Here is a 21,353-nt window from a genome sequence, read left to right as displayed (position 1 = left end):
GCCGCCCGGAGCCACCCGCCTTCCGTACCTCACGCCCCCGAACTCCTGCTCCCCTCCCCGAAGCCCCGAAACCCCGAAGCCCCGAAGCCCCGAGACCCCGAAGCTCCGAGACCCCGAAGCCCCGAAGAAGAAGGACCGCGCCATGACCAATCCTTTCGAGAACGCCGACAGCACCTACCTGGTACTGGTCAACGACGAGGGCCAGCACTCACTGTGGCCGTCGTTCGCCGAAGTCCCCGCCGGCTGGACGGTCGCGCACGGCGAGGACACGAGGGACGCCTGCCTCGCCCATGTCGAGGAGAACTGGACCGACATGCGCCCGAAGAGCCTCGTCCGCGTCATGGACGAAGCCGGGTCGCCGTCCGCCCGTTGACCGCCGCGGACCGCGAGGAGGAAGACACCGCTGTGCTGACGTACCAGGAATCCCCCGGCGGCAGCGCCGGGGCCGAGACGGTGGAGCTGACGCCGCAGGAAGCCGGGCAGTTCCGCAAGGTCGCCGACGAGATCACCGGCATGCTGCCGTACGGGAAGCCGGCCGGGCCCGAACAGCTCGACGACCCCGGGCTGCTCGCGGAGATCGAGGTGGCGGCGCGCTGGCTCCCGCCGCGACTGGCCCACGCGCTCAGCCGCTTCCGCAGGCAGGGCAACCCGCACGGCGTCCTGCTCGTACGCAACGTACCGCTCGACGACGGCCTGCCCCCGACCCCCGCCGACGGCGCCGCGCCCGCCTGGTCACGGCTCGGGACCGCGACTGTCGGCCAGCTCGCCGTGGTCTCCTGGCTCGGCGACGTCATCGCCTACGCCGACGAGAAGGCCGGCCGGCTGGTCCAGGACATCGTCCCGGTCAGCGGCGCCGAGGAGTGCCAGGAGAACAGCGGCAGCGTGCTGCTCGAACTGCACACCGAGGACGGCTTCCACCCGTACAAACCGGACTTCGTGACGCTGCTGTGCCTGCGCGCCGACCACGAGCGCCGGGCCCGCACCACCTACGGCGCGATCACCCGGGCGCTGCCCCGCCTGTCCGCCGAGTGCGTCCGTGTCCTGCGCCGCCCGCTGTTCCGGATCCGCTTCAGCAGTTCCTTCGGGGGGCCGGGCGCCGGGGCGAAGGGGAGCGGTGCGGGTACTGGTACCGGCGTGGTCTCGCCGCCGCTGCCCGTGCTGTCCGGGCCGGACGGCGACCCGGAGATCGTCGCGGACTTCCACGCCATGGAACCTCTGGACGAGACCGCGGCGCGCGCGTTCGACGAACTGCGCGAAGCCATGCTCGCCGTACTCGACGGCGCGGTCCTCGAAGCCGGCGACCTGATCGTCGTGGACAACCGCACCGCCGTGCACGGCCGCACCGCCTTCCGGCCCCGCTACGACGGGCGGGACCGGTGGCTGCGGCGCTGCTTCGCGGTCGCCGACCTGCGCCCGTCCCGCGTCGTCCGGCCCCCGGGCTCCCAGGTGTGCGCGCCGCTGAAGCCGGTGGGCGGGCCGTGACGGCGAACCGCCGCGCCGTCGCCCCGGCGGCCGCGGCCCCGACGGCTGGGGACTCGGCCACGGACCCTCGGCGGGCACACCGACGCCCAGTGGTCCGACGCCCGGCAGACCGACCAGCACTTCGGAGGCAGCAGTGATCGGCACGGGCTGGTCAGCCGGGTCGCGGCGCTGACGGGCCGCACGGACACCGTGGCGGCCACCTGCGGCGCCTCGCCCTTCATGGTGGAACAGGCTTGGGCGCACGGCATTCCGGTGGCGCGGCAGCGCGCCGAGTCGCTGCTGTTCCGCGACGCGCCGGTGGCGGCGTGCTGCTCGCCCACGGCAGCCACCACAAACCGGCCGCCCAGCGGGGCACGGTGACCCGGTAGGAGATACGAGTCCGTCAGCCCGGCGGGGGGTCCGTGCTCCGGCGGCGGACGCCGCGCGGTGGAGACGTCCCGGTCCGCGGGCAGGGGCGGGGCGGGGGGCGGGTGGTCGGTGACGATGCCTAGGCAGGCGCTCGTGGTCTGCGGACGCAGGCCGGTGCGGCCGGCCTGAAAGGCGGATTCCCGGCACGCGGCCCCGCCTCCCGGCTTCCGGCTTCCGCCTCCCGCCTCTCAGCTCTCGTCGTCGGAGAACTGCCGCGCGAGGTCGCGGAGCCGGTCGGCGGCCAGTCTGCCCTGGGCGGGAGTGAAGACCGAGCCCACCATGCGGCACATGCGTTCGACCTCCGCCGCGAAGCGCAGGTGCTCCCGCCGTGCGTGCTCACGGCAGGCGAGGCAGGTGACACGGTCCGGACGCCGTGAGGTCATCACGTACGGAACCCGCAGCCCGCATCCCGTGACGATGACGCTCGGCAGGTCACTGACCAGACCGAACGTGGATGCCATCAGGTTGCGGGCAGCGGCGTCGTCGTGGAGCGTTTTCACCGGAACGTGGATGTGCGGATCGTCCCCGCCCCTGGGCTCCCTGGGGTCCATGGGCCCTCCCCTGTCGCGGTGACCGGGCCGGACCGGAGCGCTCCCGCCCGGTCGCCTCCTTCGGAACGAGTCTGCCAGGAAGGAGTCTGCCAGGCGCCCCGGGATTCGCCGCGCCGGAAGGGGAGCAGGGGGCGCACGCAGGTTCCGCACATCGTCGGGTGGGGAGCGCGGTGCGCGGCGCGTGCGCCGGGTGTGTCGGTGGGTGTGTGAGCCTGTGCGCCGTCCGGTGGTGGTTGATAAGCGCACGGCTTTGCGGTCCCCTCATAAGGCCCGCCTGATTGCCCGCTGGAGAGGGGTCGATGTCGGCGACTGTCCGCAGTGCAGAAACCTTCGCGCACGGAAGACCGCCCCGGCTGCCGCACGCACGCGCCCGGCCTTCCGACTTCCGGGCGGATCATTTCTCGCCGCAGTAAGAGAACTGTGCAGAAATCTTCGAACGAAAGCGCCACCAGGACTGTGATTGCGCAGTGACCGGAATTCCGTCATGCCCGCATGTGCAACTGCTCCCCGCTCGACCGGTACCGGGCCCGAAAGTAATGATTGCGGCCTGTGTACCGCGGAGCTACCTTCTTCGGTAAGGCGCATTCGCCCGTCGGGCAGCTGAATTGTGGCGCTGCCGGACGGCGTCGAGCGGCGCCCGTGGCAATTCCATGGCGACCGCCGCTGGTTCGGCCCTGTCGCACACTTCTTCGGCATCAGCCGCACTCATCTCGTTGGGAAGTGATGCTCCGCATGCAATCTCACACCCTGGCCGATGGGCGCGGTGCGTGCGCACGCGAGGTGATGGTGGCCGGAATCCGTACCGGATATCTGGAGTCCGGCGAGGGGCCGCCGCTCCTGCTGCTGCACGGAAACGAGGGAACGGCTCACGACTGGGACGCGATCGCCCCGGCCATGGCGCCCGGGCACCGCGTGATCGCTCTCCATCTGCCCGGTTTCGGCATCACGGATCCGCTGCCGGACGCCCGGCCGGAGCGTGTGGCCGGCTTCGTCTGGGACTTCGCCGACACGGTGGGGCTCGGCCGCCCGGCCGTGGTGGGGCATTCGGCCGGCGGGCTGGTCGCGCTCCATGCCGCCTTGCAGCAGCCCGCCCGGGTGCCGCGCCTGGTCTTGATCGCGAGCGCCGGTCTCGGGCGGCTGATCGACGTGGCGCTCGTCCTCAAGGCGCGTACCGTCCTGGGGGACGCCGATGCCCTGGTGCGCCGGCTGCCGGGCATCTCCGAGGTGTCTTCCCTGGTGCTGTCCGCGTGGTACTTCCGGCAGCCGTGGCGCGTTCCGCTGTCCGCCTGGGCCTACCGGTTCTCCCTGGGGCACTCGCGGCAGTTCATGGAGATGTCCCTCCAGGCGCTGCGAGGGTCCGTGGGCTGGACGGGACAGAAGTCCACGGTCCTGCCGAGACTGCGTGAGCTTTCGATGCCCGTGCTCGTCGTCTGGGGGGCGCTGGACAATGTCATTCCCGCCTGGCAGGGATGTCACGCGCTCCGTCATCTGCCGGACGGCCGTCTCCAGCTGATTCCGGTGGCCGGCCACATGCCCCACCTGGAAGCCTCGGCCGAAGTTCTGGAAGCGCTGCGCCCGTTCGTCAATGCCGGGTCCGGCGGAAAAGAAGCGGGGTGGGCACGCGGAATTCCTTCCCGGGCCGGTTAGCGCGCGAGGGTCGGCCGCCGTGGCCGTGCCCGGAAGAAGTGCCCGGGGTGTACGTCATGACCATCCACAGGAGGGGCAATTCATGAGTGACCCGCACATCTTTGCGGAATTCGTCGAGCTGCTGGGCGCGACGGTGGAGGACTTCTCGCCCGAGGGCGTCGTCCTCGACGACGCGTTGAAGGACGACCTCGGCTTCGACTCCCTGATCATGCTGGAAGTGGTCGTGGCGATCGAGGAACGGTGGGGGATCAGCGTTCCGGAGAAGGAGGCGGAGAAGCTCACCACGGTGCGCGCGGCCGTCGACTACGTGGCGGCCAAGGTGAACGGCGTATCCAGGACGGCATGAGCAGATGCCGGACGGAAGGGCGGTGCTCGTGGGGACACGAGAAAAGCAACGCACTGTCGTCGTCACCGGTCTCGGTGCCACGACACCGCTGGGCGGCGACACGGCCACCAGCTGGCAGGGGCTGCTCGACGGCAAGTCCGGTGTGCGCCGACTGGATCTGAGTACGGACGGACACCCGCTGCCGGTGACGCTCGCGGCCCCCGTGGCGGTCGACCCGGCGGCGTCGTTCAGTGCGGTCCGCTCCCAACACCTCGACCGCTGCGCTCAGTTGGGGCTGGTCGCGGCGCGCGAGGCGTGGCTGGACTCCGGCAGGGAACTGCCCGACAGGCAGGAACGACTCCGCGGCGAGAGCGCGCGGACCGCCGTGGTCGTGGGGGCCGGGCTGGGCAGTCTCCTCAGCCTCACCCGGCAGTACGACCAGCTCACCCGGTACGGTCCGCAGCGGGTCGCCCCACGCTGCATACCGATGATCCTGCCCAACCACCCCGCCGTCGAGATCGGCCTTCTTCTCGGGGCGCGGGCCGGGGTCCACACGTCGGTCAGCGCCTGCTCCTCCGGGGCGGAAGCCCTGGCCCAGGCGCTGCGGCTGATCCGCTCCGGGCCGGCGACCTGCGTGCTCGCCGGAGGCACGGAAGCCGGCCTCCACCCGCTGATCGTCGCGGGTTTCGACAAGATGCAGGCCCTGTCCCGGCGCAACGACAGCCCCGAGGACGCCTCCCGTCCCTTCGACACCGCGCGGGACGGCTTCGTCCTGGCGGAGGGTGCGGCCATGCTCGTACTGGAGGACGCCGAGCGCGCCGCCGCCCGGGGCGCCCGGATCTACTGCGAGCTGGCCGGCGCGGGCGTCAGCAACGACAGCCACCACGTGGCGCGCCCGCACCCGACAGGAGAGGGATACGTGCGGGCCGTTCTCTCCGCCCTGGCCGACGGCGGGCTCGCCCCGGAAGCCCTCGACCACGTCAGCGCCCACGCCACCTCGACACCGGTGGGGGACCTCAGCGAAGCCATCGCGCTCAGCAGGGCCCTGGGGCCGGCGGCGCAGCACATCACCGTCTCCGCGGTGAAGGCCGCCACGGGCCACAGCCTCGGCGCGGCCGGCGCGATCGAGGCCATGTTCACCGTACTGGCGCTGCGGCACCGCATCGCCCCGCCCCACCGCAACCTCGGCGACCTGGACCCCGCGGTCCACCTCGATGTGGTGGGCCCCGAGCCGCGTCCGCTGCCGGACGGCGACCTGGCGGCCCTGAACGCCGCCCTCGGCTTCGGCGGCCACAACGTCGCCCTCGTCTTCCGCCGGAACGCCACCGATCCACCCGCGCCGCCGGCTCCGCTCCCCAAGACCCAGCACACCGCCCCGCGACAGGACCTCTCATGACGGCGCCCAGCGTCCTGCTCTGCCCCGGCCAGGGCGCGTACGTGCCCGGTGCCCTGGCCGAGGTGCGCCACCTGTTCCATGTCCGCGACACCCTGCGCGCGGTGGACGCCTTCTCGCCCGGCGGCCCCTACACCGCCACCCGGCTCCTGACCGATCTCTCCGCCCCTCCGCCGGAACAGCTGATCCGCGCGTCACCCCTCGCCTTCGACCTGGCCACCTACGCCGGTACGGTCGCGGCTGCCCGCGCACTGCGCTTCCACTTCGGGCACCGGCCCGACGCCGTGGTCGGCCACAGCGTCGGCGATCTCGCGGCCCTGGCCGCCGCCGAGGCGATCGCGCCCGTCACCGGGGCGGCCGTCCTCGCCGCCCGCCACCGGTTGCTCGTCGGTACGCCCACGCCGCCCGGCGGACTCGTCGCGTTGGCGGCGTCCGCGGAGGCCACCGAGGAGCTGCTGAGTCTGGCGGACGGGCACGGGGTGCGGGTCGCCGCGGACAACGCGCCGCGGCAGACCGTCGTCTCCGGACCCGAGCCGGGCCTCACCGCCGTCGAGGCCGTCGCCCGCGGCAAAGGGGTGCGGACCACCCGGCTCACCGGACGCACGCTGTACCACCATCCGCTGCTCACACCGGTGGCCGGCCGGCTGTCCGCTCTGCTGCGCCGGACGACGGTCCGCCCGCCCACGGTGCCGCTCTACTCCTCGGTGCGCGCGGCGCCGCTCGTCACGCTGGAGGACATTCGCCGCTCGGCTCTCGCGCACCTGATCCATCCGGTGCGCTTCCGGCAGGCGCTGCTCGCCCTGCAACGTTCCGGCATCAGGCTGTTCATCGACGCGGGTCCTGGTGCGCTCCTCGGCGCACTGGCCAGGGCCACCGTGCCGGCGGCCCGCGTCCTCGCGCCTTTGCACCGGCGGAACACCCTCGAACGCGTCGAAGAGCGGCTTCGGCCGGCCCTCGGCCGAAGCCGGCCCTCGGCTGAACCCGTGCGGGGCCGACCGTGAGAATGCGTCTGGTTCGTCTGGCTGAGGTGGCGTCCGTGGACAGGAAATACGTTCCTTCGCGACAGTTCCTGAACAGTCTCGAAACCCTGATGTGGCGTGCGGAAACGGATGTCTGCCGCTTCGACGCGGTACTGATCGGCGTGCTGGACCGGGCTCCGGAGTGGGAGCATCTGACGTCCTTCTGCGGGCACCTGGCGCGCCACCTGCCCCGGATGCGCCAGCGGGTCGGCGCGGCGCCCGCCGCCGGTCAGCGGCCGGCGTGGACCCCGGACCCCGCCTTCGCCGTCACCCGCCACATGAGGCGGATACGGGCCCCGGGGACCGGCGGGCCGCGGGAGTTGCTCGACCTCGCGGGCAGGATCGCCCAGTCGCCCCTGGACCGCGCGAAACCGCTGTGGAGCCTGGCACTCGTGGAAGGGCTGCGCGGTGGCGAAGCGGCCGTCGTGCTGCGCATCCACCATGCGGTCACCGACGGTATGGGGCTGTGGTGGGCCCTGCAGGCCAGACTGCCCCGCAGTCGCGAAGCGTCGCTGGCGCCCGTACCCGCAGCGTCGTGCGGCTTCGCCACAAGGACGCACGCCCCGTCGCCGCGGCCCTCCGGAGTCACCCCGTACCTGCTGGAGAAGCCCGCCTACGCGGCCACGTACGCCGAGCGGCTCGCCCAGTCCCTGCGCCTCCTCGTGCCGCCGCCCGCCAGCCCCTCGCCCCTGCTCGGCGGCCGCAGCCGCGCGGGACGGTTCGAGGCCGAGGAACTGCCCATGGCGAGACTGCGGGCGGTGGGCAGGGCGCTCGACGCCTCGCTCGGCGCGCTGTGCACGGCCGGACTGCTGGGAGCGCTGCAGGACTACCACAGCCACTTCGGTGTGCGGGTGCACACGATCCCCATGGCCGTCCCGGTCAGTCTGCGGTCCCTGGCGGACCGAGGCCCGCAGAACTCGTTCGGAGCGGTGCGCCTGCCGGTGCCGATGAGCGCCGCCGGCATGGCCGATCGCGTGCGCACACTGGAGAGACTGCTCAGCCGCCGGACCGGTGGTGCCACGGACCTGGCGGTTCCCGCCGCGGCCGAAGTCCTGTGCCCGCTCCCCGGTTTCCTCTCCGCACGGATCGCCTGGCCGCTGCTCAGATCCAGCGACCTGCACACCAGTACGGTCCCCGGGTTCTCGCGGCCGGTCTACCTCTCCGGCGCGCGTGTGACCGCCATGCTGCCGTTCGGTCCGCGCGGCGGCAGCGCCGCGATGGCCGCCTTCATGCCGCACGGTGACCGGTGCGCCGTCGGCGTGCACCTGGATCCGGCGGCGATCACCGATCCGGACCTCTTCTCCCGTCTACTGCACCAGAATTACGACTCCCTCCTCGCCAGCGCGGACGGTGCCCCACGGAGGATTCGAAAGAGCCACGGCCGCGGCGTGGCGGAAGTCCGGAACCAGACCTTTGAGAGAGATGAACAACTCCGTGAGTGAATCGCGGTCGTTACGGGGTGGTGTGCGTCAGCCGTGCCTCCATTACGGTTTCGATTGCCGTGGTGTACGTCAACTCCGCAGTTCTGAGATGGCATTCGACGGTCGCGCCGCCGGTACTCGGTACACAGGTAAGTATTGGCAAACCGACTGCCGCGCCCGTAGCGTCGATTACGGTGCCGGCACTACCTTGCCGGAATCTCACGTATAGCCTGGGAGGCTCATATGGGCATCGCTGTGCCGTTTCTCGGCTCCCGCTCCCTTTCCCTTTCGTCGCTGCTGGGTTCTCTCACGTCGGCGTGGAATGCCGACAGCGGCGTGGAAAGGGACACTTACCGGGTGGCGGGCGTCGGCGGTACACCACTGGAGGCCGTCGTGTACCGGCCCGCGCACCCCGCCAAGGCCACACCGCATTCGCACCCGGTCGTCGTGCTGCCGACCAGTTGGGCGTCCCCGCCGAGCGAGTACACCCTGCTCCTGGAATGGCTGGCCGACTCCGGATATCTGGCCGTCGCCTACATGCCGCGCGGTTTCCTGGGGTCCGGCGGGCGGATCGAAGTCGCCTCACCCACCGACGTCGGTGATTTCGGCGCCGTACTCGACTGGATCCTGGCGGAGTTCCCGATCGCCGACCCCGACCGCGTCGCCGCGGTGGGCCTCTCCTACGGCGCCGGGATCAGTCTGCTGGCGGCGGCCGCGGACCGGCGCCTGAAGACCGTCGTCGCCGTGGACGGCTGGGCGGACCTTTTCGCGGCGGTGAACCCCGGGGAGACGCCCCGGCTGTCCACCGCGCTGCTGGCCGACGGGGGCCTGCTGGGAGGAAGGCCCTCGCCGTCGTTGGTCGAGGCGGTGATCGACTACTACAGTGGCCGTCACCGGCAGCGGTTCCGGCGCTGGACAGCGGAACGTTCCGCCGCATCGGTCGTCGAGGAGATCAACGACCGCCCGGTCACTCTCCTGCTGGCCGCCGGCTGGAACGACACCGTGCTGCGCCCCGAACAGACCGTCGCCTTCCACCACGAGCTGACCGGCCGCGCCGTCCTGCTGCTCCACCCCGGTGATCACCCCGTCGTCCCGTTCGCCTCGTTCCTCGGCCGGGCCGCGGACGTCTGGACGTACGTACGCCGCTGGCTCGACCACGAACTGCTGGGGCTGCCGACGGGCGTGGAGGACGACGGCCCGGTCATCATCCTGCGCCCCGACGGGACGGACCAGCACGAGGAGACCTCCTGCACCCCGCCCGGCGAGCTGACGCGCCACCACCTCGGCCCACCGCCCACGGCCGGCAACGGCAAGCTGTCGGACCGCCCGGCGGCCTGGGAGAAACGCCTCGTGGGCGGCCTGCCGTCCGGCGCGGTCGACCGCGTCCCCGTGGTCTCCCAGTGGGCGGAGACGCTGGGGCTCTCGCCGATGGTGTTCTTCCCGCTGCTGCCGGGGCTCGTCGCGGGAAGCTGGCTGACCGAACCCTTCCACGAGGTGATGCAGGTGCGCGGCTCCCCGCACCTGCGCCTGTCCGTCAGCTCGCCGAAGTCCGCCACGACGCTCACCGCGCACCTCTACGAGGTGGACCGGACCGGCCTGGGACGGCTGCTGACGCAGGCGACGGCGACCGTGCGCACCGGGAACGGGGCGGTCCCGGTCGACCTCCGGTTCCGCACCACGGTGGCCGAGGTGCACGAGGGCCGGCGCATCGGGCTGGTCGTGGGGACCGTCGACCCGACGTGTGTGAGCCGTACCCTTCCCTTCAGCAAAGTCGTCCTCCACTCCCGCGGCGAGGCCCCGGCCCTTCTCTCCCTCCGTCTGCGGCGGCCTTGAGGGGAGGCCGGGAGCGCGTACCCTGCCGGTCGGCCGGCAGGGGCGTCGCACGGTCGGCAATTCGCACATGAAGCCGCAAGTGACTCGTTGGAGTGACATGGGTCGCCGCCCTCTTACCAGGGGGCGCCGCGTCAGCCGAGAATCATTTCAGAAGATTTCATGACATCACCAAGCCCGGACGGCGCGGCTGCGCCTGAGTCCCGGCAGCAACTCTCCGACGCGCAAAGGCACTGCTCCCACGCCACAGGGAAGGTGATCAGTGACGTCCCCGGACTTCGCCCCAGAAGACAGCGGTGCACCCGGACCAGGCCCCGGACCCGGACCAGGCCCCGGACCCGGACCCGGAGCAGGGCCGGCCGGCGCGGCAGAATCCTTGGCCGCGCAGTTGGGTAGGGCCTCCCGCCTTCTCGACACCGTGGCCTTTCTCTGTTCACGGGTTTGCCTGCTGCTCGAAGAAACACCCGGCGGACCGGGACACCGCCCGACGGCAACAACGGCAACAGGGGAGCCCGGCCGTCCGGACGCGATCGCGCACCCGCCCGTCGCGGTGCCGAAGAAGTCCCTCAGCTGTCAGGAAGAGCGCGTGGTGGTGCTGATGAGCGGCGGCATGTCGAACCGGGAGATAGCCCGCGCCATGGGCCTGTCGGAGCAGACGGTCAAGAATTATCTGTCGACCGCTTTCCGGAAACTGGGGGCGAAGAACCGCACCGAGGCCGCAGCGCGTCTTCTGCACCGGGCCCCCGGTTCGCCGCGCGGCAGTTCCGGCGCCCGGCCGCGCTCCGACTGCCCCGGAACCGGCCGCGCGCTCCCCGCCGAGGAGACGCAGTGACCCTCTCCCTGAGCCGCCGCAAACGCACGGTCGACACGGTCTTGTCACTGCCGTCCGCAGCCGAGGAAATCAGCCGACTCGCACACCGCCTGCGCTGCGACATCCCGTCCGCACGGCGGAAGGTGCGGCGCTGCCTCACCGAACTGGCGGCCGGTGACGGCACGTACACCGAACGGTTCGGGGACCGGCTCGGCAGGCTGCTCGTCCGCGGGTGGGAGGTGGACAGCGACGACGGCGCCCGGGACCTGATCCGCCGGCTGGTGACGACCGGCACCGTCGCCTTCCTCCCCAACCACCGGGCGTACGCCGACCCGCTCTACCTGAGCCGTGTCCTGCGCCGGTGGGACCTGCCCCGCAACATCTGGTTCGCCGGCGACAACCTCAGCCGGCTGCCGCTGGTCTCCGCGCTCGCCCGCAGGGCGGGAGTGGTGTTCCTGCGCCGCGCGGTGTCCGGTTACGACCATGCCTACCGCGTGGGGCTGCACCTCTACCTGACCCACCTGATCTCCACCGGGCGCCCGCTGGAGTGGTATCTGGAGGGGAGCCGGTCACGGAGCGGGCTGATGCGCCCGCCGAAGTACGGGCTGTTGGAGTGCTTGCTGGAAGCCGCGAGTCGCGCCTCCGGGAGGCCGGTGTGGGTGGTGCCGGTGTCCTTGACCCACGCGCCCCTGCCGGGGGCGGCCGCGCTGGCGGACGAGGCGGAAGGAGTCCGCAAGCGCGGGGAGGGCGTGCGGTGGGCCCGGGGCTACGTGCGCGAGCAACGCAGGACGCGGGGGACCGTCCATGTGCGATTCGGCACGCCCGTCCGGGCCGGGGACTACCTGGCGTCCTCGCACGGCAGGCCCTCGGCGGTACACGCCCTGGGGCGTGATGTGCGGCAGGCCATCGGCCATGCGACTCCGCTGACTCCGTTGCCCCTTCTCTCCTTCGTGCTCCTCCACGGCGCGGGCAGCCACACCGCGACCGGCATCCAGCGGGCACTGACCCCGCTGCTGGACGCGGTGGAGCGGTGGGACCTGCCACGCACCGCGCTGGACACATTGCGTACGCGGGAAGGCGTCCGGACGCAGCTGCACTCGCTCTGTGCCGCCGGGGGCGCCACAGAGGTGCCCGGCGCCGAGGAGCCGGTCGAGCCGGTCTTCCGCGGGCGGCGACACCTCACCGCGATGTACCAGAACCAGTGTCTGCACTGGTTCTGGCCGCGCGCAGCGGCGGAAGTCGTCGCCGTCCGGGCCTCGCGCTCACCCGCCGCGACGACATGGCGCAGCATGGTCCGTGACCTGCGGGGCGTCCTGCGCCTGGTCTCCTGCGGGTCCGGCATCGAGGCGGACCCGCTGCTGCTGCACCTGGCTGTCGCCGAGCTGCGCCACCTGGTGGGGCCGGCCCTCCGCGACGGCCGGGCCCGGGACGTCCGCAAGGCGATCGCGTCCAGCGGTCTCGTCCTCGCTCCGCAGGCACTGGGCACCGCGGCCCTCTCCCTGCTGGCCGTCCTGCTGAAGATCCAGCCGAACTCGTCCGGCCCCGGCATCGTCCTGGACCTCATGCCCGCCATCGCGGTACGGCCAGTCGAAGTGCCGCCTCAGGCTCGGGCCGACATTCTGCTCGACATGCGGCGCCAAGGGCTCCGCAACCCGGCGGCCGTCCGCGCGGAGATACGGTGCGCCCTCGCCCTCATGACCGATCTGGAGGAGCTCCAGCACCTGCGGGACTTGCCGTGCACGGAAGGCGGCACGGGAGGAGGTGCCCATGTCTCCGCCTCCTGACTCCGCCCCCTGGCGGACGCACCGGCCCGGCAGCGTACTGGAGGACCTGCTCGCCGACGTGGCCGCGTCCCCCGACGGCCCCCGGACAGCTGCCTACTTCGACCTCGACGGCACCCTTCTCCAGGGCCACTCGGCCCTCGCCTTCTGCGCCAACCGCCTGCGGCACGGCGAATGGCCCGCCGAGGTGTGGCACGGCTTGACCACGGTTTCTCCGCACCGGATGATCCGCGGCCTGCTCCAGGCACTGTCCGGCACGGAGGAACCTCTCGCCACCAGCATGTCGGCCGCCGCCTCCGCCTACTGGCACGGGCGCCGCACGGCGGAGTTGGCGGCCCTGGGCGAGCGTGTCTTCCAGGAGGAGACCGCGTCGCTCCTGTCCCGCCCGGCCTGGACCCTGGTCCGCGCCCACCAGGCGCGCGGCCACACCGTGGCCATCGCGACCGCCGCAAGCCGCGCCCAGGCGCTGCCCGTCGCCGAGACGCTGGGCATCGGGCACCTGATCTGCACCGAAGTGCCGGCCGCCGACGGCCGGGTGCACGCCAGCCCGCCCCCGCCGCTGTGCATCGGTCCCCGCAAACTGGCCCGGGTACGGCAGCACGCGCGGCGCAAGGACATCCGGCTCGACCAGAGCTTCGCCTACTGCGACGGCACCGACGACCTGCCGCTGCTGGAGAGCGTGGGACACCCCCGGGTCGTGGACCCGCGCGCCGCGCTGCGCGCCGAAGCGTTCCGCCGCGGTTGGCCGGTCGTCCGCTCCGGCTCCGGTACCCGGGCGTCCCTGGCCCCCCTCGTGTCGACCGCGGCGGGGTCCGCGGCAGCCGTGGCGGCCACCGCACTCATGACCGTACTGACCGACGGACCGGCAGAACCGGGACTCCGGCAGTCCGCCACGGCAGCGGTCGGGCTCGGCTGCGACCTCGTGCTGCGGGCGGCGGGGGTGCGGGTCGCCGTGACCGGTGAGGAACACCTCTGGTCGCACCGCCCGGCGGTGTTCGTGGCTAACCACACCAGTCCGATGGACGCGGTGCTCACCGGACATCTGCTGCGCGACGGCTGGTTCCCCCTGGCCAAGAAGGAACTCGCCGGCACCCCGGTCATCGGGCGGTTCCTCGCCGCGACCGGCGCCGTCTTCGTCGACCGGGACCGTCCCGGGCAGAGCGCCGCCGCACTCGCCACCGCCCTCGGGCGGCTGCGCCGAGGACTGTCCCTCGCCGCGGGCCCCGAAGGCACCAGGGCACGGACACCCGACCTCGGTCCGTTCCGGCCCGGCCTCTTCGTGGTCGCCCGTAAGGCCGGTGTACCGGTGGTGCCGATCGTCATCCACAACGCCACCGACGTGATGGCCAGGGACGGCCGGCTGCTCCGGCCCGGGACCGTGCGCGTCACCGTGCTGCCCCCGGTGGACACGAGTGACTGGCACAGAACCGACATCGACCGGCACACGGAACGGATACGCGACCTCTTCCTGACGACACTCGGGATGCCCCGCTGAGTCGTCACGATGCCGCGGTAGCTACGCGCTGTGCATGATCTGGATCAGATTGCCGCAGGTGTCGTCCAGGACCGCGGTGGTGACCGTGCCCATCTCCAGGGGCTCCTGGGTGAAGGTCACGCCGAGCCCGCGCAGCCGCTCGAACTCCGCCCGCACGTCGTCCACGGCGAAGGAGGCGGCCGGGATGCCGTCCTGGACCAGCGCCGTCTTGTACGGCTGCACTGCCGGGTGGCCGGAGGGCTCCAGCAGCAGTTCGGTGCCGTCCGGGTCCTCGGCGGAGACCACGGTCAGCCACCGGGCCTCCCCGCCCAGCGGGACGTCGTGCTTCTTCACGAAGCCCAGCTTGTCGGTGTAGAAGGTCAGCGCCTTGGCCTGGTCGTCGACGAAGACGCTGGTCACGTGGATTCTCATGGGGTGCTCTCCGGCGTGTCGGTGCTGAGCCATCGGGTCATGACGTGCTCAAGGGGTCCGGTGTCCAGGTCGTGGAACTTGTAGCGGCCCTGGCGTCGGGTGCGGACCAGGCCGGCGGATTCGAGTACGGCCAGGTGCTGGCTGACGGCCTGCCGGGACAGTCCCAGGCCGTGCTTGGTCACCAGCCGGGCGCATATCTCGAACAGCGTCTGGCCGTTCCGCTCCGCCAGCTCGTCGAGGATGCGCCGGCGGGTGGGATCGGCCAGCGCCTTGAAAACATCCTCTGCCATGACCCCACCATAGGCAAGTGGAGACTTGCCTGACGATGCGGGGGCTCCGGTGGTGGCCGGGGAGGGGTGCTGCCGGATCGTGCCGGACGGTCGGTGGTCCGCTGTTGCCGTCCCGGCGTGTCGGGCGTCAACTGGCAGCAAGGGTAAGCGGGTTGGCGACGTTTGGTGTGCGCACCCTTCCGTGCGGAGCCATGCCCGGATGGAAGATCGAATAGCCCCGGCCCCCTGCTTGGCGTCCGCGGTGCGGCCCGCTGCGCCGTGGCCGCCTCGTCCTCGCCGGTGCCGCCTGGGCGGCCCGCGCCCTGTGGCAGATCCGGCTCGCCACCGCCGGGATGCCGGCTTCCGGACCGCCGGACCAAGGCGAAGGAAAGCGCCGCCCGCTGACCGCGCTGGAGGACGGCTACCACATCGTCACCACCCTGGGCAGCGCGGCCACGGTGCTCTGCGCGACCGCCTTCCCGATCTGGCTGTCGCGTGTCCGGGACAATGCCCGCGCCCTCTCCGGACAGTCGCCCCGCTACGCCAGGCCGTGGCTCTACGCGGGCTGGATCGTGCCCGTCGCGAACCTGTGGGTGCCCCGCGGCATCGTGGCCGACATCCACCGCGCGAGCGCCCCGGGAGAACGGCTGCCGCACGCCGTGAACTGGTGGTGGGGCCTGTGGCTCGCCGGGATGCCGAGCGGGACGGGCCTGATGTACGCCGTCCCCACGGACCACGTCATCGAACGCGCCTACCGGCAGGTGTACCCGCTCCTGGCCGCCGACGCGGCCGTCGTCGCGGCGGTGGTGGCCGGCGTCTTCGTCGTCCGCGCCCTCACCGCGGCGCAGCGGCGACGCGGCGTCGATTCCGTACGGGCCCGACCGACCGCCGAGGCCACCGGGCGCGCGTGACCGGGCAGCCGGACGGGAGCTAACCTGCGGAGTTGTGACCAGGGTGCATCAGCTCACCGGCGCGGCCGGTTCGGCCGTGTCGGAGGCGACGTCCGCGGCGTACTACGCGTCGATCGCGCAGGCCGAGGAGAGCGGCGACGGCACGGTGCGGCACCGGCTGCGTCCGGAGGTCGGCGACGGCACCATCGAGGTGACGTCGCTGCGCAGCGGGTTCGACATCGTCCGCTACGACGTCGCGTTCGCCGGCGGACACCGGGTCGGATTCCGGTTCCCGGGGGACCACTTCGAGCTGGAGCACTGTGTCGACGGGCGCATGCACATCAGCGAGACCGGCGCCGGCGCCGGTGACCTGCGCGCCCGCTCGGTGGCGCTCAGCCCCCGCGGCGCCCTCGACGGTGTGGTGGCGCACGGCGACGGCGAGCGGTACCGCGCGGTGTCGGTCACCGGTACCTGGTCCGGGCTGGAGTCCTACCTCGGCGGCCTCGGCGCGGGCGCCCTGCCGCCCACCGGACCGGAGAGCGTCGCCCGCGAGCGGTATCTGGGCCGGTCCGCCGCGCTGCGCCCGGCCGCGGGACCGCTGGAGGAGATCTTCCTGCACCGGCGCTCCTCACCGGGGCGCCTGCTGTTCATGGAGTCGCGGCTGGTGGCGGCGCTCGCCGCGCTGATCGACGGGCTCTCGGCCGGCGCGTCGCCCGCGGACGCCCGGGACCGCGCCGCGCCGGCTCTGGCCGGGCACGAGACGGCCGCGCTGCGCCGGGTGCCCGAACTGCTGTGGCGGGAGCGCCACGCACCGCCGACACTCGCCGAGCTGGCCCGGGTGTCCTCGATGTCGGTACGGCGCCTCACCACCGGGTTCCGCGCGCTGTACGGGACGTCGGTGATGGAGTACCACCGGCGGCACTGCCTGGACCGGGCCGCTGTGCTGCTGGTCGAGACCGACTGGCCGGTCTCCCGGATCGCGCACGAGATCGGTTATGCCTCGGCCGGCAACTTCGGCTATGCCTTCCGGCGCGACCGGGGGACATCCCCTGCCCGGTTCAGGCGGGCGCACTCCTGAGACCGTCCGTACGGGCCGCGAGTCCTGCCGGCCCGGATCGCGGGCGAGTTCCCCCCGAGGCCGTCCGCCCAGGTGCCCCGCGCTGCTGGACGGACGTACCTCCGACGCCACCCGCCGAGTCAGCCCCGTGCTCCACATCCCCGGGCCCGGCGCTCCACACCGCGGCGCGTCCTCGGTGCCGACGATGGTCGCGCAGGCACCCCCGGAGGGAGACCGATGACCGTCCGCACCACTTCCGTACGCCCACGGAACGCCGCACCCCCACGGACCGGAACAGGACTACTGATCATGGTCCTTGGCGGGCTGTCGGCGGTCTCACCGTTCGCCATCGACATGTACGCGCCCGGCTTCCCGGAGATCGTCACGTCCTTCGGGACCTCGAAGACGGCTGTCCAGCTCTCCCTGACGGCGTGCCTCGTCGGGCTCGCCGTCGGACAGGTCGTCCTCGGCCCGGTCAGCGACGCGACGGGGCGGCGGCGCCTGCTCCTGGCCGGTTCCGGCCTGTTCAGCGTGCTGTCCCTGGTGTGCGCGGTGGCCCCGTCCATCGCCGTGTTCGACGCGGCCCGGCTGTTGCAGGGGGTCGCGGGCGGCGCGGGCATCGTCATCGGGCGGGCGGTCGTCAGCGACCTGTTCACCGGCGCCTCCGCGGCCCGCCGGCTCACCACGCTGAGCGTCATCGGGTCGACCGCGCCGGTGCTGGCCCCGGTGGCCGGCGGCCTCGTCCTGGGCGTCGGCTCGTGGCGGCTGGTGTTCGTGGCGCTGGCCGTGACCGGGCTGCTGTTGCTGACCGCGATCTGGGCGTGGGTCCCCGAATCGCTGCCCGCCGAGCGGCGCGGGACCGGCGGCCTGCCGGCCGTACTCCGCGCGACGGGCGCACTGCTCCGGCGCCGGGAGACGGCTGGCCACCTCTTGGTCATGGGATGCGGGCTGGCCGCCCTGTTCGCCTACATCACCGGCTCGCCCTTCGTCTTCGAGAACGTCTACGGCCTGTCGCCCACCCAGTACAGCCTGGTCTTCGCCACCAACGCCGTCGGCACGGTGCTGGCCGGCGCGGTCTTCGGACGGCTGGCCGGGCGGGTACGTCTCAACCTCCTGCTCACCGTCGGTGTGGCCGTCACCGTGGTCGCCCTGGTCACGCTGGTGACCCTGCTCACCGTCGGCATCAGCACGTTCCTCACCACATGGGCCTGCCTGTTCGGCCTGACGTCCGGGTTCGGACTGCTGCTGCCCGCCTCGACCACCATCATCCTCGCGATCGGCAGCGACGCGCCCGGAGCCGCTTCCGGGATGCTCGGCGGCGCTCAGTTCATTCTCGGGGCCGCGGCCGCGCCCCTGCCCGGAGTGCTGGGGGACACCACCGCCATGTCGACGGCGGTCGTCGTCCTGGGCTGCGTACTGCTGTCCGCGACCGCCCTGCTCACGCTCGCCCGGCCGTGGGAGGGCCATGGCGAGCCGGCCGGCTCACCCGAGTGAGCCGCGTGCAGCACCTGAGCCGCGCCCGTGCCGTCACGGTCTCCACTCCTCCCGCCACTGCCGGTGCAGTTCGTACGGCAGCGCGAGCACCTTCAACCGCAGCAGGGCGGCCAGTTCGTTGTGCGGCCAGTCGCGCGCGTCGTGATCGGGGTCGCGGAGCGCCTCCTCGCAGTCACGGGCGAGGCCGTGGCGGATGGTGACGTCATGGCGTACCCGCTCCGGGACGGGACAATGGCACGCCGACGTCCCGGCGTCGGGGCAGCCGGTTTCGTGGAACAGGTCCGCGGTGTTGCCCTCCTCGTCCAGACGGGCGTGCACGAAGGCGGTCAGCAGGGCGAGCTGGGCCGCCCGGGAGGTGGCGCCGCAGCGGATTTCCGTGGCCGGAAACCGTCGGAAGCCGGAGACGGCGTCGGGAGGGCGCCCGGACTTCATCCGTTCCATGTTCTGGCGCATCCGTACGGCCCGGAGCCTGGCTTCCGCCGCCTCGGCCCGCATGCGGCGGGCCCGGTCGGCCGCCTCCCGGGCCGAGCGGCGTAACTGCGCACATGTCTCGAACGTGTTGGCGGTGTGATGAAGGTCGATGGACCGGTGCATGACGCCTCCGAGACGACCTACGGACAGCAGTCTGGGTGAGGATGAATGTGCCCGAGGAAGGGGGAACCGGACAGGCGGCTTTCAGCCACTCGACGTCGGCGCGCCACTGTGGCAGCCCCCGGCGTCAACACTGGGTCCATGGACCAGAAACGGGAGATCAAGGCACTGATCGGCGACGCCCTCGGCCCCGCGGCCGTCGGCAGCTACCTGCACGGCTCCGCCGTGCTCGGCGGCCTCCGGCCGGCCAGTGACCTGGACGTCCTAGTCGTCTCCCGGCGGCGCACGACCGCACCGCAACGGCGTGCCCTCCTGGACGGGCTGCTCGGCATCTCCGGCTTCACGGGCGGCGCCCGCCCGGTCGAACTCACCGTCGTCGTCCACGACCAGGTACGCCCCTGGCGCTACCCTCCGACCTGCGACTTCCTCTACGGCGAGTGGCTGCGCGACGCGTACGCCACCGGTGTGGTCCCCGAGCCGGAACCGATGCCGGACCTGGCCCTGCTCGTCACCATGGCGCTGGCCGGTGACCACCCCCTCACGGGCCCGCCCCCGGCACAGGTCCTCGACCCCGTCCCGTGGGCGGACGTGGCACGGGCGAGCGTGCACGGCATCCCCGGCCTGCTGGACGAGGTGGACAGCGACACCCGCAACGTCGTCCTCACCCTCGCGCGCATCTGGAGCACCCTCGCCACCGGCGAGATCAGAACGAAGGACGCCGCCGCCGACTGGGCCCTCGACCGCCTCCCGCCCCGGCACCGCCCGGTCCTGCGCCACGCCAGGGACCTGTACCTCACCCGCCGGTACTCCGAGGAGAGCTGGAGCGACGGCCTCAGGTCGCGGGTGCGCCCCCACGTGGACCACGTGCTCACCGAGATCGGCGAACTGCCGTACGCGTGACGGTGGTTCACGGACGCACCGGCTCGGCCGGCGCCCCTCGTACCTCCTTCTGAAGCCGCTCGCCGATGTGACGGATCAGATGCTCCAGATCCGCGCAGTACACCGAAGGGTGATCGAAGCCCGAGCCGTGCAGGTAACGGTCGGTGTACCGGCCGCCCCCGCAGACGCCGACGACGGGACAGCGGCGGCAGCTTCCGCAGAGCGAGTCCAGCCCCCGGGCCTGCGCGGCCACGGTGTGCGGGTGGTCCAGGGCGTCCTCGAAGTCGTGCCGGAAGACGTCCATCCCCAGGTCGGGCGCGCCCGCGTAGGCGGTCTTGAGGGAGTCGAGCCGCTGGAGGGAACCGTCGGTGTCGATCACCACCACGGCCAGCGGGGACAGCCCCACCGCCTCGGACTGGCTCGCCGCCCCGAGCAGCAGCGCCACGATCTCACCGAACAGGCGTACCGGCACGGCCCGTCGGCCCCGCGGCGTGTCCCACCACAGGTCGAAGACCCGGGCGAGCCACGCACCGTACGGGACAGGGCGCGCTGCCCGGCCGACGGGCCCGGCGAACGGGCCGATGCCGGGCGGCGGCTCGCTCCAGTTCCCGTACGGGAGCAGGAAGTCCAGACTGGTGGGCTCCAGCGCGATCAGCGACCGGTAGACCTCGGCAGGGTCGGTCTCCACGTCGACGGTGCAGAGGATGCCCCCGTATGCGGCAGGTGCAGCGGCCAGCAGGCCGGCGGCCCGCCGTACCGCGGGCCAGGAGGAGCGGCCCGCGTGGTCGACACGCCGGTGGTTGAGCCGGGCGCTGCCGCCGTCGAGGCTCAGACCGACGCTGATGCCGGCCGCGCCGAACCGCCGCAAGGCGTCCGAGGTGAGCAGCGTGCCGTTGGTCTGCACCGAGACGGCGACGGCGCATTCTGAGGGCAGGGCGTCCCGGACGGCGCGCGCGTGGTCGATCAGTGCGCTGGGGCCGAGGAGAAGGGGCTCCCCGCCGTGCAGATCGACCCGTATCGAACGCAGCCCGTGTGTGGTGACGTGCTGGGCGATCCGTTCCGCGGTGCGGCGTACGGTCTCCTCGGCCACCCGGGCAGGGCGCTCGCGCCAGCTCTGGTCGGGCCCCTCGTACACGTAGCAGTAGGTACAGGCGAGGTTGCACCTGCTGTGCACCTTGAGCACGAACTGCCGGAACGGCACGCGCCGCCGGGACGGAGCGCTCCGGTCCGTTTGCCTCATTCAGGGGGCGCGTCGTCGTAGAACGCGACGACGTCCGAGCTGTCCATGCGGTCGCGCACGCCGGGCAGCAGCGTGCTCAGCACCGGGTGCCCGGTACGGGCGGACAGCTCGCCGAGCGGCAGGCCGGTGAGGTCGGGTAGCCGCGCGTCACTCGGTTTCGCGGGCGGCGGCTCCACGGGCGGCGGTTCGACGGACAGCGGCTCTACGGGCAGGCGGGTCTCGGTCATGCCAGGGCCTCTCTCGCTCGTCGGTCTCCCAAGGTTTCCACGGCGCGGTGGCGAATCCAGCGCACCATTCCGGCCAACGCCCGCAGCCGCCCGGGGGAGGGGCGGCGTCGGGCTGATGGGATCATGAGGCGT

The 21,353-nt window shown here is 72.4% G+C and carries 22 protein-coding genes; 16 read left to right on the top strand and 6 right to left on the bottom strand.

Features of this window, described 5'->3' with window-relative positions:
- Positions 1-142: 142 nt before the first annotated feature.
- From OEIGOIKO_RS03250 to OEIGOIKO_RS41375, 3 genes are all read left to right on the top strand, one after another.
- Positions 143-373: an MbtH family protein gene (locus OEIGOIKO_RS03250; RefSeq protein WP_125051660.1), complete on the top strand. Its 231-nt coding sequence runs from the start codon at positions 143-145 to the stop codon at positions 371-373.
- Complete coding sequence (locus tag OEIGOIKO_RS03245) at positions 370-1,482, top strand: TauD/TfdA family dioxygenase (RefSeq protein ID WP_125051658.1); 1,113 nt, start codon at positions 370-372, stop codon at positions 1,480-1,482. The genes OEIGOIKO_RS03250 and OEIGOIKO_RS03245 overlap by 4 nt, the downstream gene beginning before the upstream one ends.
- A gap of 189 nt (positions 1,483-1,671) precedes the next feature.
- Positions 1,672-1,842 carry a hypothetical protein gene (locus OEIGOIKO_RS41375; protein WP_170251533.1) on the top strand — a complete coding sequence of 57 codons (171 nt, stop codon included), beginning with the start codon at positions 1,672-1,674 and terminating at the stop codon, positions 1,840-1,842.
- 236 nt (positions 1,843-2,078) lie between these two features.
- Here OEIGOIKO_RS41375 and OEIGOIKO_RS03240 read toward each other — a convergent pair whose 3' ends face one another.
- Positions 2,079-2,441 (bottom strand): hypothetical protein, encoded by a 363-nt coding sequence (locus OEIGOIKO_RS03240; protein WP_125051656.1) that lies wholly within the window; start codon positions 2,439-2,441, stop codon positions 2,079-2,081.
- Positions 2,442-3,173: 732 nt separating this feature from the next.
- On the opposite strand from OEIGOIKO_RS03240, the gene OEIGOIKO_RS03235 reads away from it, so the two are divergent.
- From OEIGOIKO_RS03235 to OEIGOIKO_RS03195, 9 genes are all read left to right on the top strand, one after another.
- Entirely contained in the window at positions 3,174-4,088 is a 915-nt protein-coding gene (locus OEIGOIKO_RS03235) for an alpha/beta fold hydrolase (protein WP_170251531.1), read from the top strand.
- A gap of 82 nt (positions 4,089-4,170) precedes the next feature.
- Entirely contained in the window at positions 4,171-4,434 is a 264-nt protein-coding gene (locus OEIGOIKO_RS03230) for an acyl carrier protein (RefSeq protein ID WP_125051652.1), read from the top strand.
- 28 nt (positions 4,435-4,462) lie between these two features.
- A complete protein-coding gene (locus OEIGOIKO_RS03225; protein WP_246177174.1) occupies positions 4,463-5,809 on the top strand; it encodes a beta-ketoacyl-[acyl-carrier-protein] synthase family protein in 1,347 nt (448 codons plus the stop codon).
- On the top strand, positions 5,806-6,807 hold the full coding sequence (locus tag OEIGOIKO_RS03220) for an ACP S-malonyltransferase (protein ID WP_125051648.1): 1,002 nt from the start codon (positions 5,806-5,808) through the stop codon (positions 6,805-6,807). Before OEIGOIKO_RS03225 ends, OEIGOIKO_RS03220 begins: the two co-directional genes overlap by 4 nt.
- A gap of 35 nt (positions 6,808-6,842) precedes the next feature.
- Positions 6,843-8,267 carry a wax ester/triacylglycerol synthase domain-containing protein gene (locus OEIGOIKO_RS03215; protein WP_170251529.1) on the top strand — a complete coding sequence of 475 codons (1,425 nt, stop codon included), beginning with the start codon at positions 6,843-6,845 and terminating at the stop codon, positions 8,265-8,267.
- Positions 8,268-8,582: 315 nt separating this feature from the next.
- A complete protein-coding gene (locus tag OEIGOIKO_RS03210; protein WP_170251527.1) occupies positions 8,583-10,079 on the top strand; it encodes a CocE/NonD family hydrolase in 1,497 nt (498 codons plus the stop codon).
- Between the two features lie 373 nt (positions 10,080-10,452).
- Entirely contained in the window at positions 10,453-10,908 is a 456-nt protein-coding gene (locus OEIGOIKO_RS41370; protein ID WP_170251524.1) for a helix-turn-helix transcriptional regulator, read from the top strand.
- Positions 10,905-12,671: a 1-acyl-sn-glycerol-3-phosphate acyltransferase gene (locus OEIGOIKO_RS03200; RefSeq protein ID WP_170251522.1), complete on the top strand. Its 1,767-nt coding sequence runs from the start codon at positions 10,905-10,907 to the stop codon at positions 12,669-12,671. The genes OEIGOIKO_RS41370 and OEIGOIKO_RS03200 overlap by 4 nt, the downstream gene beginning before the upstream one ends.
- The gene (locus tag OEIGOIKO_RS03195) at positions 12,655-14,163 is read left to right on the top strand and encodes an HAD-IB family hydrolase (protein WP_125051639.1); all 1,509 of its coding nucleotides are present in this window, start codon (positions 12,655-12,657) and stop codon (positions 14,161-14,163) included. The genes OEIGOIKO_RS03200 and OEIGOIKO_RS03195 overlap by 17 nt, the downstream gene beginning before the upstream one ends.
- A gap of 21 nt (positions 14,164-14,184) precedes the next feature.
- On the opposite strand, the gene OEIGOIKO_RS03190 is transcribed toward OEIGOIKO_RS03195, so the two are convergent.
- Positions 14,185-14,574 carry a VOC family protein gene (locus OEIGOIKO_RS03190; protein ID WP_125051637.1) on the bottom strand — a complete coding sequence of 130 codons (390 nt, stop codon included), beginning with the start codon at positions 14,572-14,574 and terminating at the stop codon, positions 14,185-14,187.
- Entirely contained in the window at positions 14,571-14,864 is a 294-nt protein-coding gene (locus tag OEIGOIKO_RS03185; protein WP_125051635.1) for an ArsR/SmtB family transcription factor, read from the bottom strand. Before OEIGOIKO_RS03185 ends, OEIGOIKO_RS03190 begins: the two co-directional genes overlap by 4 nt.
- Positions 14,865-15,196: 332 nt before the next feature.
- Here OEIGOIKO_RS03185 and OEIGOIKO_RS03180 point away from each other — a divergent pair, with 332 nt between their 5' ends.
- The 3 genes from OEIGOIKO_RS03180 to OEIGOIKO_RS03170 all read left to right on the top strand — a co-directional run bounded on the left by OEIGOIKO_RS03180 (position 15,197) and on the right by OEIGOIKO_RS03170 (position 18,284).
- Positions 15,197-15,754 (top strand): DUF4328 domain-containing protein, encoded by a 558-nt coding sequence (locus tag OEIGOIKO_RS03180; protein ID WP_371858876.1) that lies wholly within the window; start codon positions 15,197-15,199, stop codon positions 15,752-15,754.
- Between the two features lie 34 nt (positions 15,755-15,788).
- On the top strand, positions 15,789-16,811 hold the full coding sequence (locus OEIGOIKO_RS03175) for a helix-turn-helix domain-containing protein (protein WP_125051633.1): 1,023 nt from the start codon (positions 15,789-15,791) through the stop codon (positions 16,809-16,811).
- Positions 16,812-17,099: 288 nt separating this feature from the next.
- The gene (locus tag OEIGOIKO_RS03170; RefSeq protein ID WP_246177173.1) at positions 17,100-18,284 is read left to right on the top strand and encodes a multidrug effflux MFS transporter; all 1,185 of its coding nucleotides are present in this window, start codon (positions 17,100-17,102) and stop codon (positions 18,282-18,284) included.
- A 33-nt stretch (positions 18,285-18,317) separates the two neighbouring features.
- Here the strand turns inward: OEIGOIKO_RS03170 and OEIGOIKO_RS03165 are convergent, their stop codons facing one another.
- Positions 18,318-18,878, bottom strand: coding sequence for a DUF6221 family protein (locus OEIGOIKO_RS03165; RefSeq protein WP_125051629.1), 561 nt, complete (start codon positions 18,876-18,878; stop codon positions 18,318-18,320).
- A 138-nt stretch (positions 18,879-19,016) separates the two neighbouring features.
- Between OEIGOIKO_RS03165 and OEIGOIKO_RS03160 the strand changes: the two genes are divergently transcribed.
- Positions 19,017-19,775 carry an aminoglycoside adenylyltransferase family protein gene (locus tag OEIGOIKO_RS03160; protein WP_125051627.1) on the top strand — a complete coding sequence of 253 codons (759 nt, stop codon included), beginning with the start codon at positions 19,017-19,019 and terminating at the stop codon, positions 19,773-19,775.
- 7 nt (positions 19,776-19,782) lie between these two features.
- On the opposite strand, the gene OEIGOIKO_RS03155 is transcribed toward OEIGOIKO_RS03160, so the two are convergent.
- Positions 19,783-20,994, bottom strand: coding sequence for an FxsB family cyclophane-forming radical SAM/SPASM peptide maturase (locus OEIGOIKO_RS03155; RefSeq protein WP_125051625.1), 1,212 nt, complete (start codon positions 20,992-20,994; stop codon positions 19,783-19,785).
- On the bottom strand, positions 20,991-21,221 hold the full coding sequence (locus OEIGOIKO_RS03150) for a YxD-tail cyclophane-containing RiPP peptide (RefSeq protein WP_125051623.1): 231 nt from the start codon (positions 21,219-21,221) through the stop codon (positions 20,991-20,993). Before OEIGOIKO_RS03150 ends, OEIGOIKO_RS03155 begins: the two co-directional genes overlap by 4 nt.
- Positions 21,222-21,353 lie beyond the last annotated feature (132 nt).

Origin of the sequence: Streptomyces paromomycinus (genome assembly GCF_003865155.1) — a bacterium.
In the GTDB taxonomy this organism is placed as follows: Bacteria; Actinomycetota; Actinomycetes; order Streptomycetales; family Streptomycetaceae; genus Streptomyces; species Streptomyces chrestomyceticus.
This window is presented reverse-complemented; position numbering and strand designations above follow the sequence as displayed.

Coding starts and splice junctions, on each gene's coding strand:
- OEIGOIKO_RS03250 (WP_125051660.1), top strand. CDS start 143: ATGACCAATCCTTTCGAGAACGCCGACAGCACCTACCTGGTACTGGTC.
- OEIGOIKO_RS03240 (WP_125051656.1), bottom strand. CDS start 2,441: ATGGACCCCAGGGAGCCCAGGGGCGGGGACGATCCGCACATCCACGTT.
- OEIGOIKO_RS03235 (WP_170251531.1), top strand. CDS start 3,174: ATGCAATCTCACACCCTGGCCGATGGGCGCGGTGCGTGCGCACGCGAG.
- OEIGOIKO_RS03230 (WP_125051652.1), top strand. CDS start 4,171: ATGAGTGACCCGCACATCTTTGCGGAATTCGTCGAGCTGCTGGGCGCG.
- OEIGOIKO_RS03220 (WP_125051648.1), top strand. CDS start 5,806: ATGACGGCGCCCAGCGTCCTGCTCTGCCCCGGCCAGGGCGCGTACGTG.
- OEIGOIKO_RS03195 (WP_125051639.1), top strand. CDS start 12,655: ATGTCTCCGCCTCCTGACTCCGCCCCCTGGCGGACGCACCGGCCCGGC.
- OEIGOIKO_RS03190 (WP_125051637.1), bottom strand. CDS start 14,574: ATGAGAATCCACGTGACCAGCGTCTTCGTCGACGACCAGGCCAAGGCG.
- OEIGOIKO_RS03185 (WP_125051635.1), bottom strand. CDS start 14,864: ATGGCAGAGGATGTTTTCAAGGCGCTGGCCGATCCCACCCGCCGGCGC.
- OEIGOIKO_RS03180 (WP_371858876.1), top strand. CDS start 15,197: ATGCCGGCTTCCGGACCGCCGGACCAAGGCGAAGGAAAGCGCCGCCCG.
- OEIGOIKO_RS03170 (WP_246177173.1), top strand. CDS start 17,100: ATGGTCCTTGGCGGGCTGTCGGCGGTCTCACCGTTCGCCATCGACATG.
- OEIGOIKO_RS03165 (WP_125051629.1), bottom strand. CDS start 18,878: ATGCACCGGTCCATCGACCTTCATCACACCGCCAACACGTTCGAGACA.
- OEIGOIKO_RS03160 (WP_125051627.1), top strand. CDS start 19,017: ATGGACCAGAAACGGGAGATCAAGGCACTGATCGGCGACGCCCTCGGC.
- OEIGOIKO_RS03155 (WP_125051625.1), bottom strand. CDS start 20,994: ATGAGGCAAACGGACCGGAGCGCTCCGTCCCGGCGGCGCGTGCCGTTC.
- OEIGOIKO_RS03150 (WP_125051623.1), bottom strand. CDS start 21,221: ATGACCGAGACCCGCCTGCCCGTAGAGCCGCTGTCCGTCGAACCGCCG.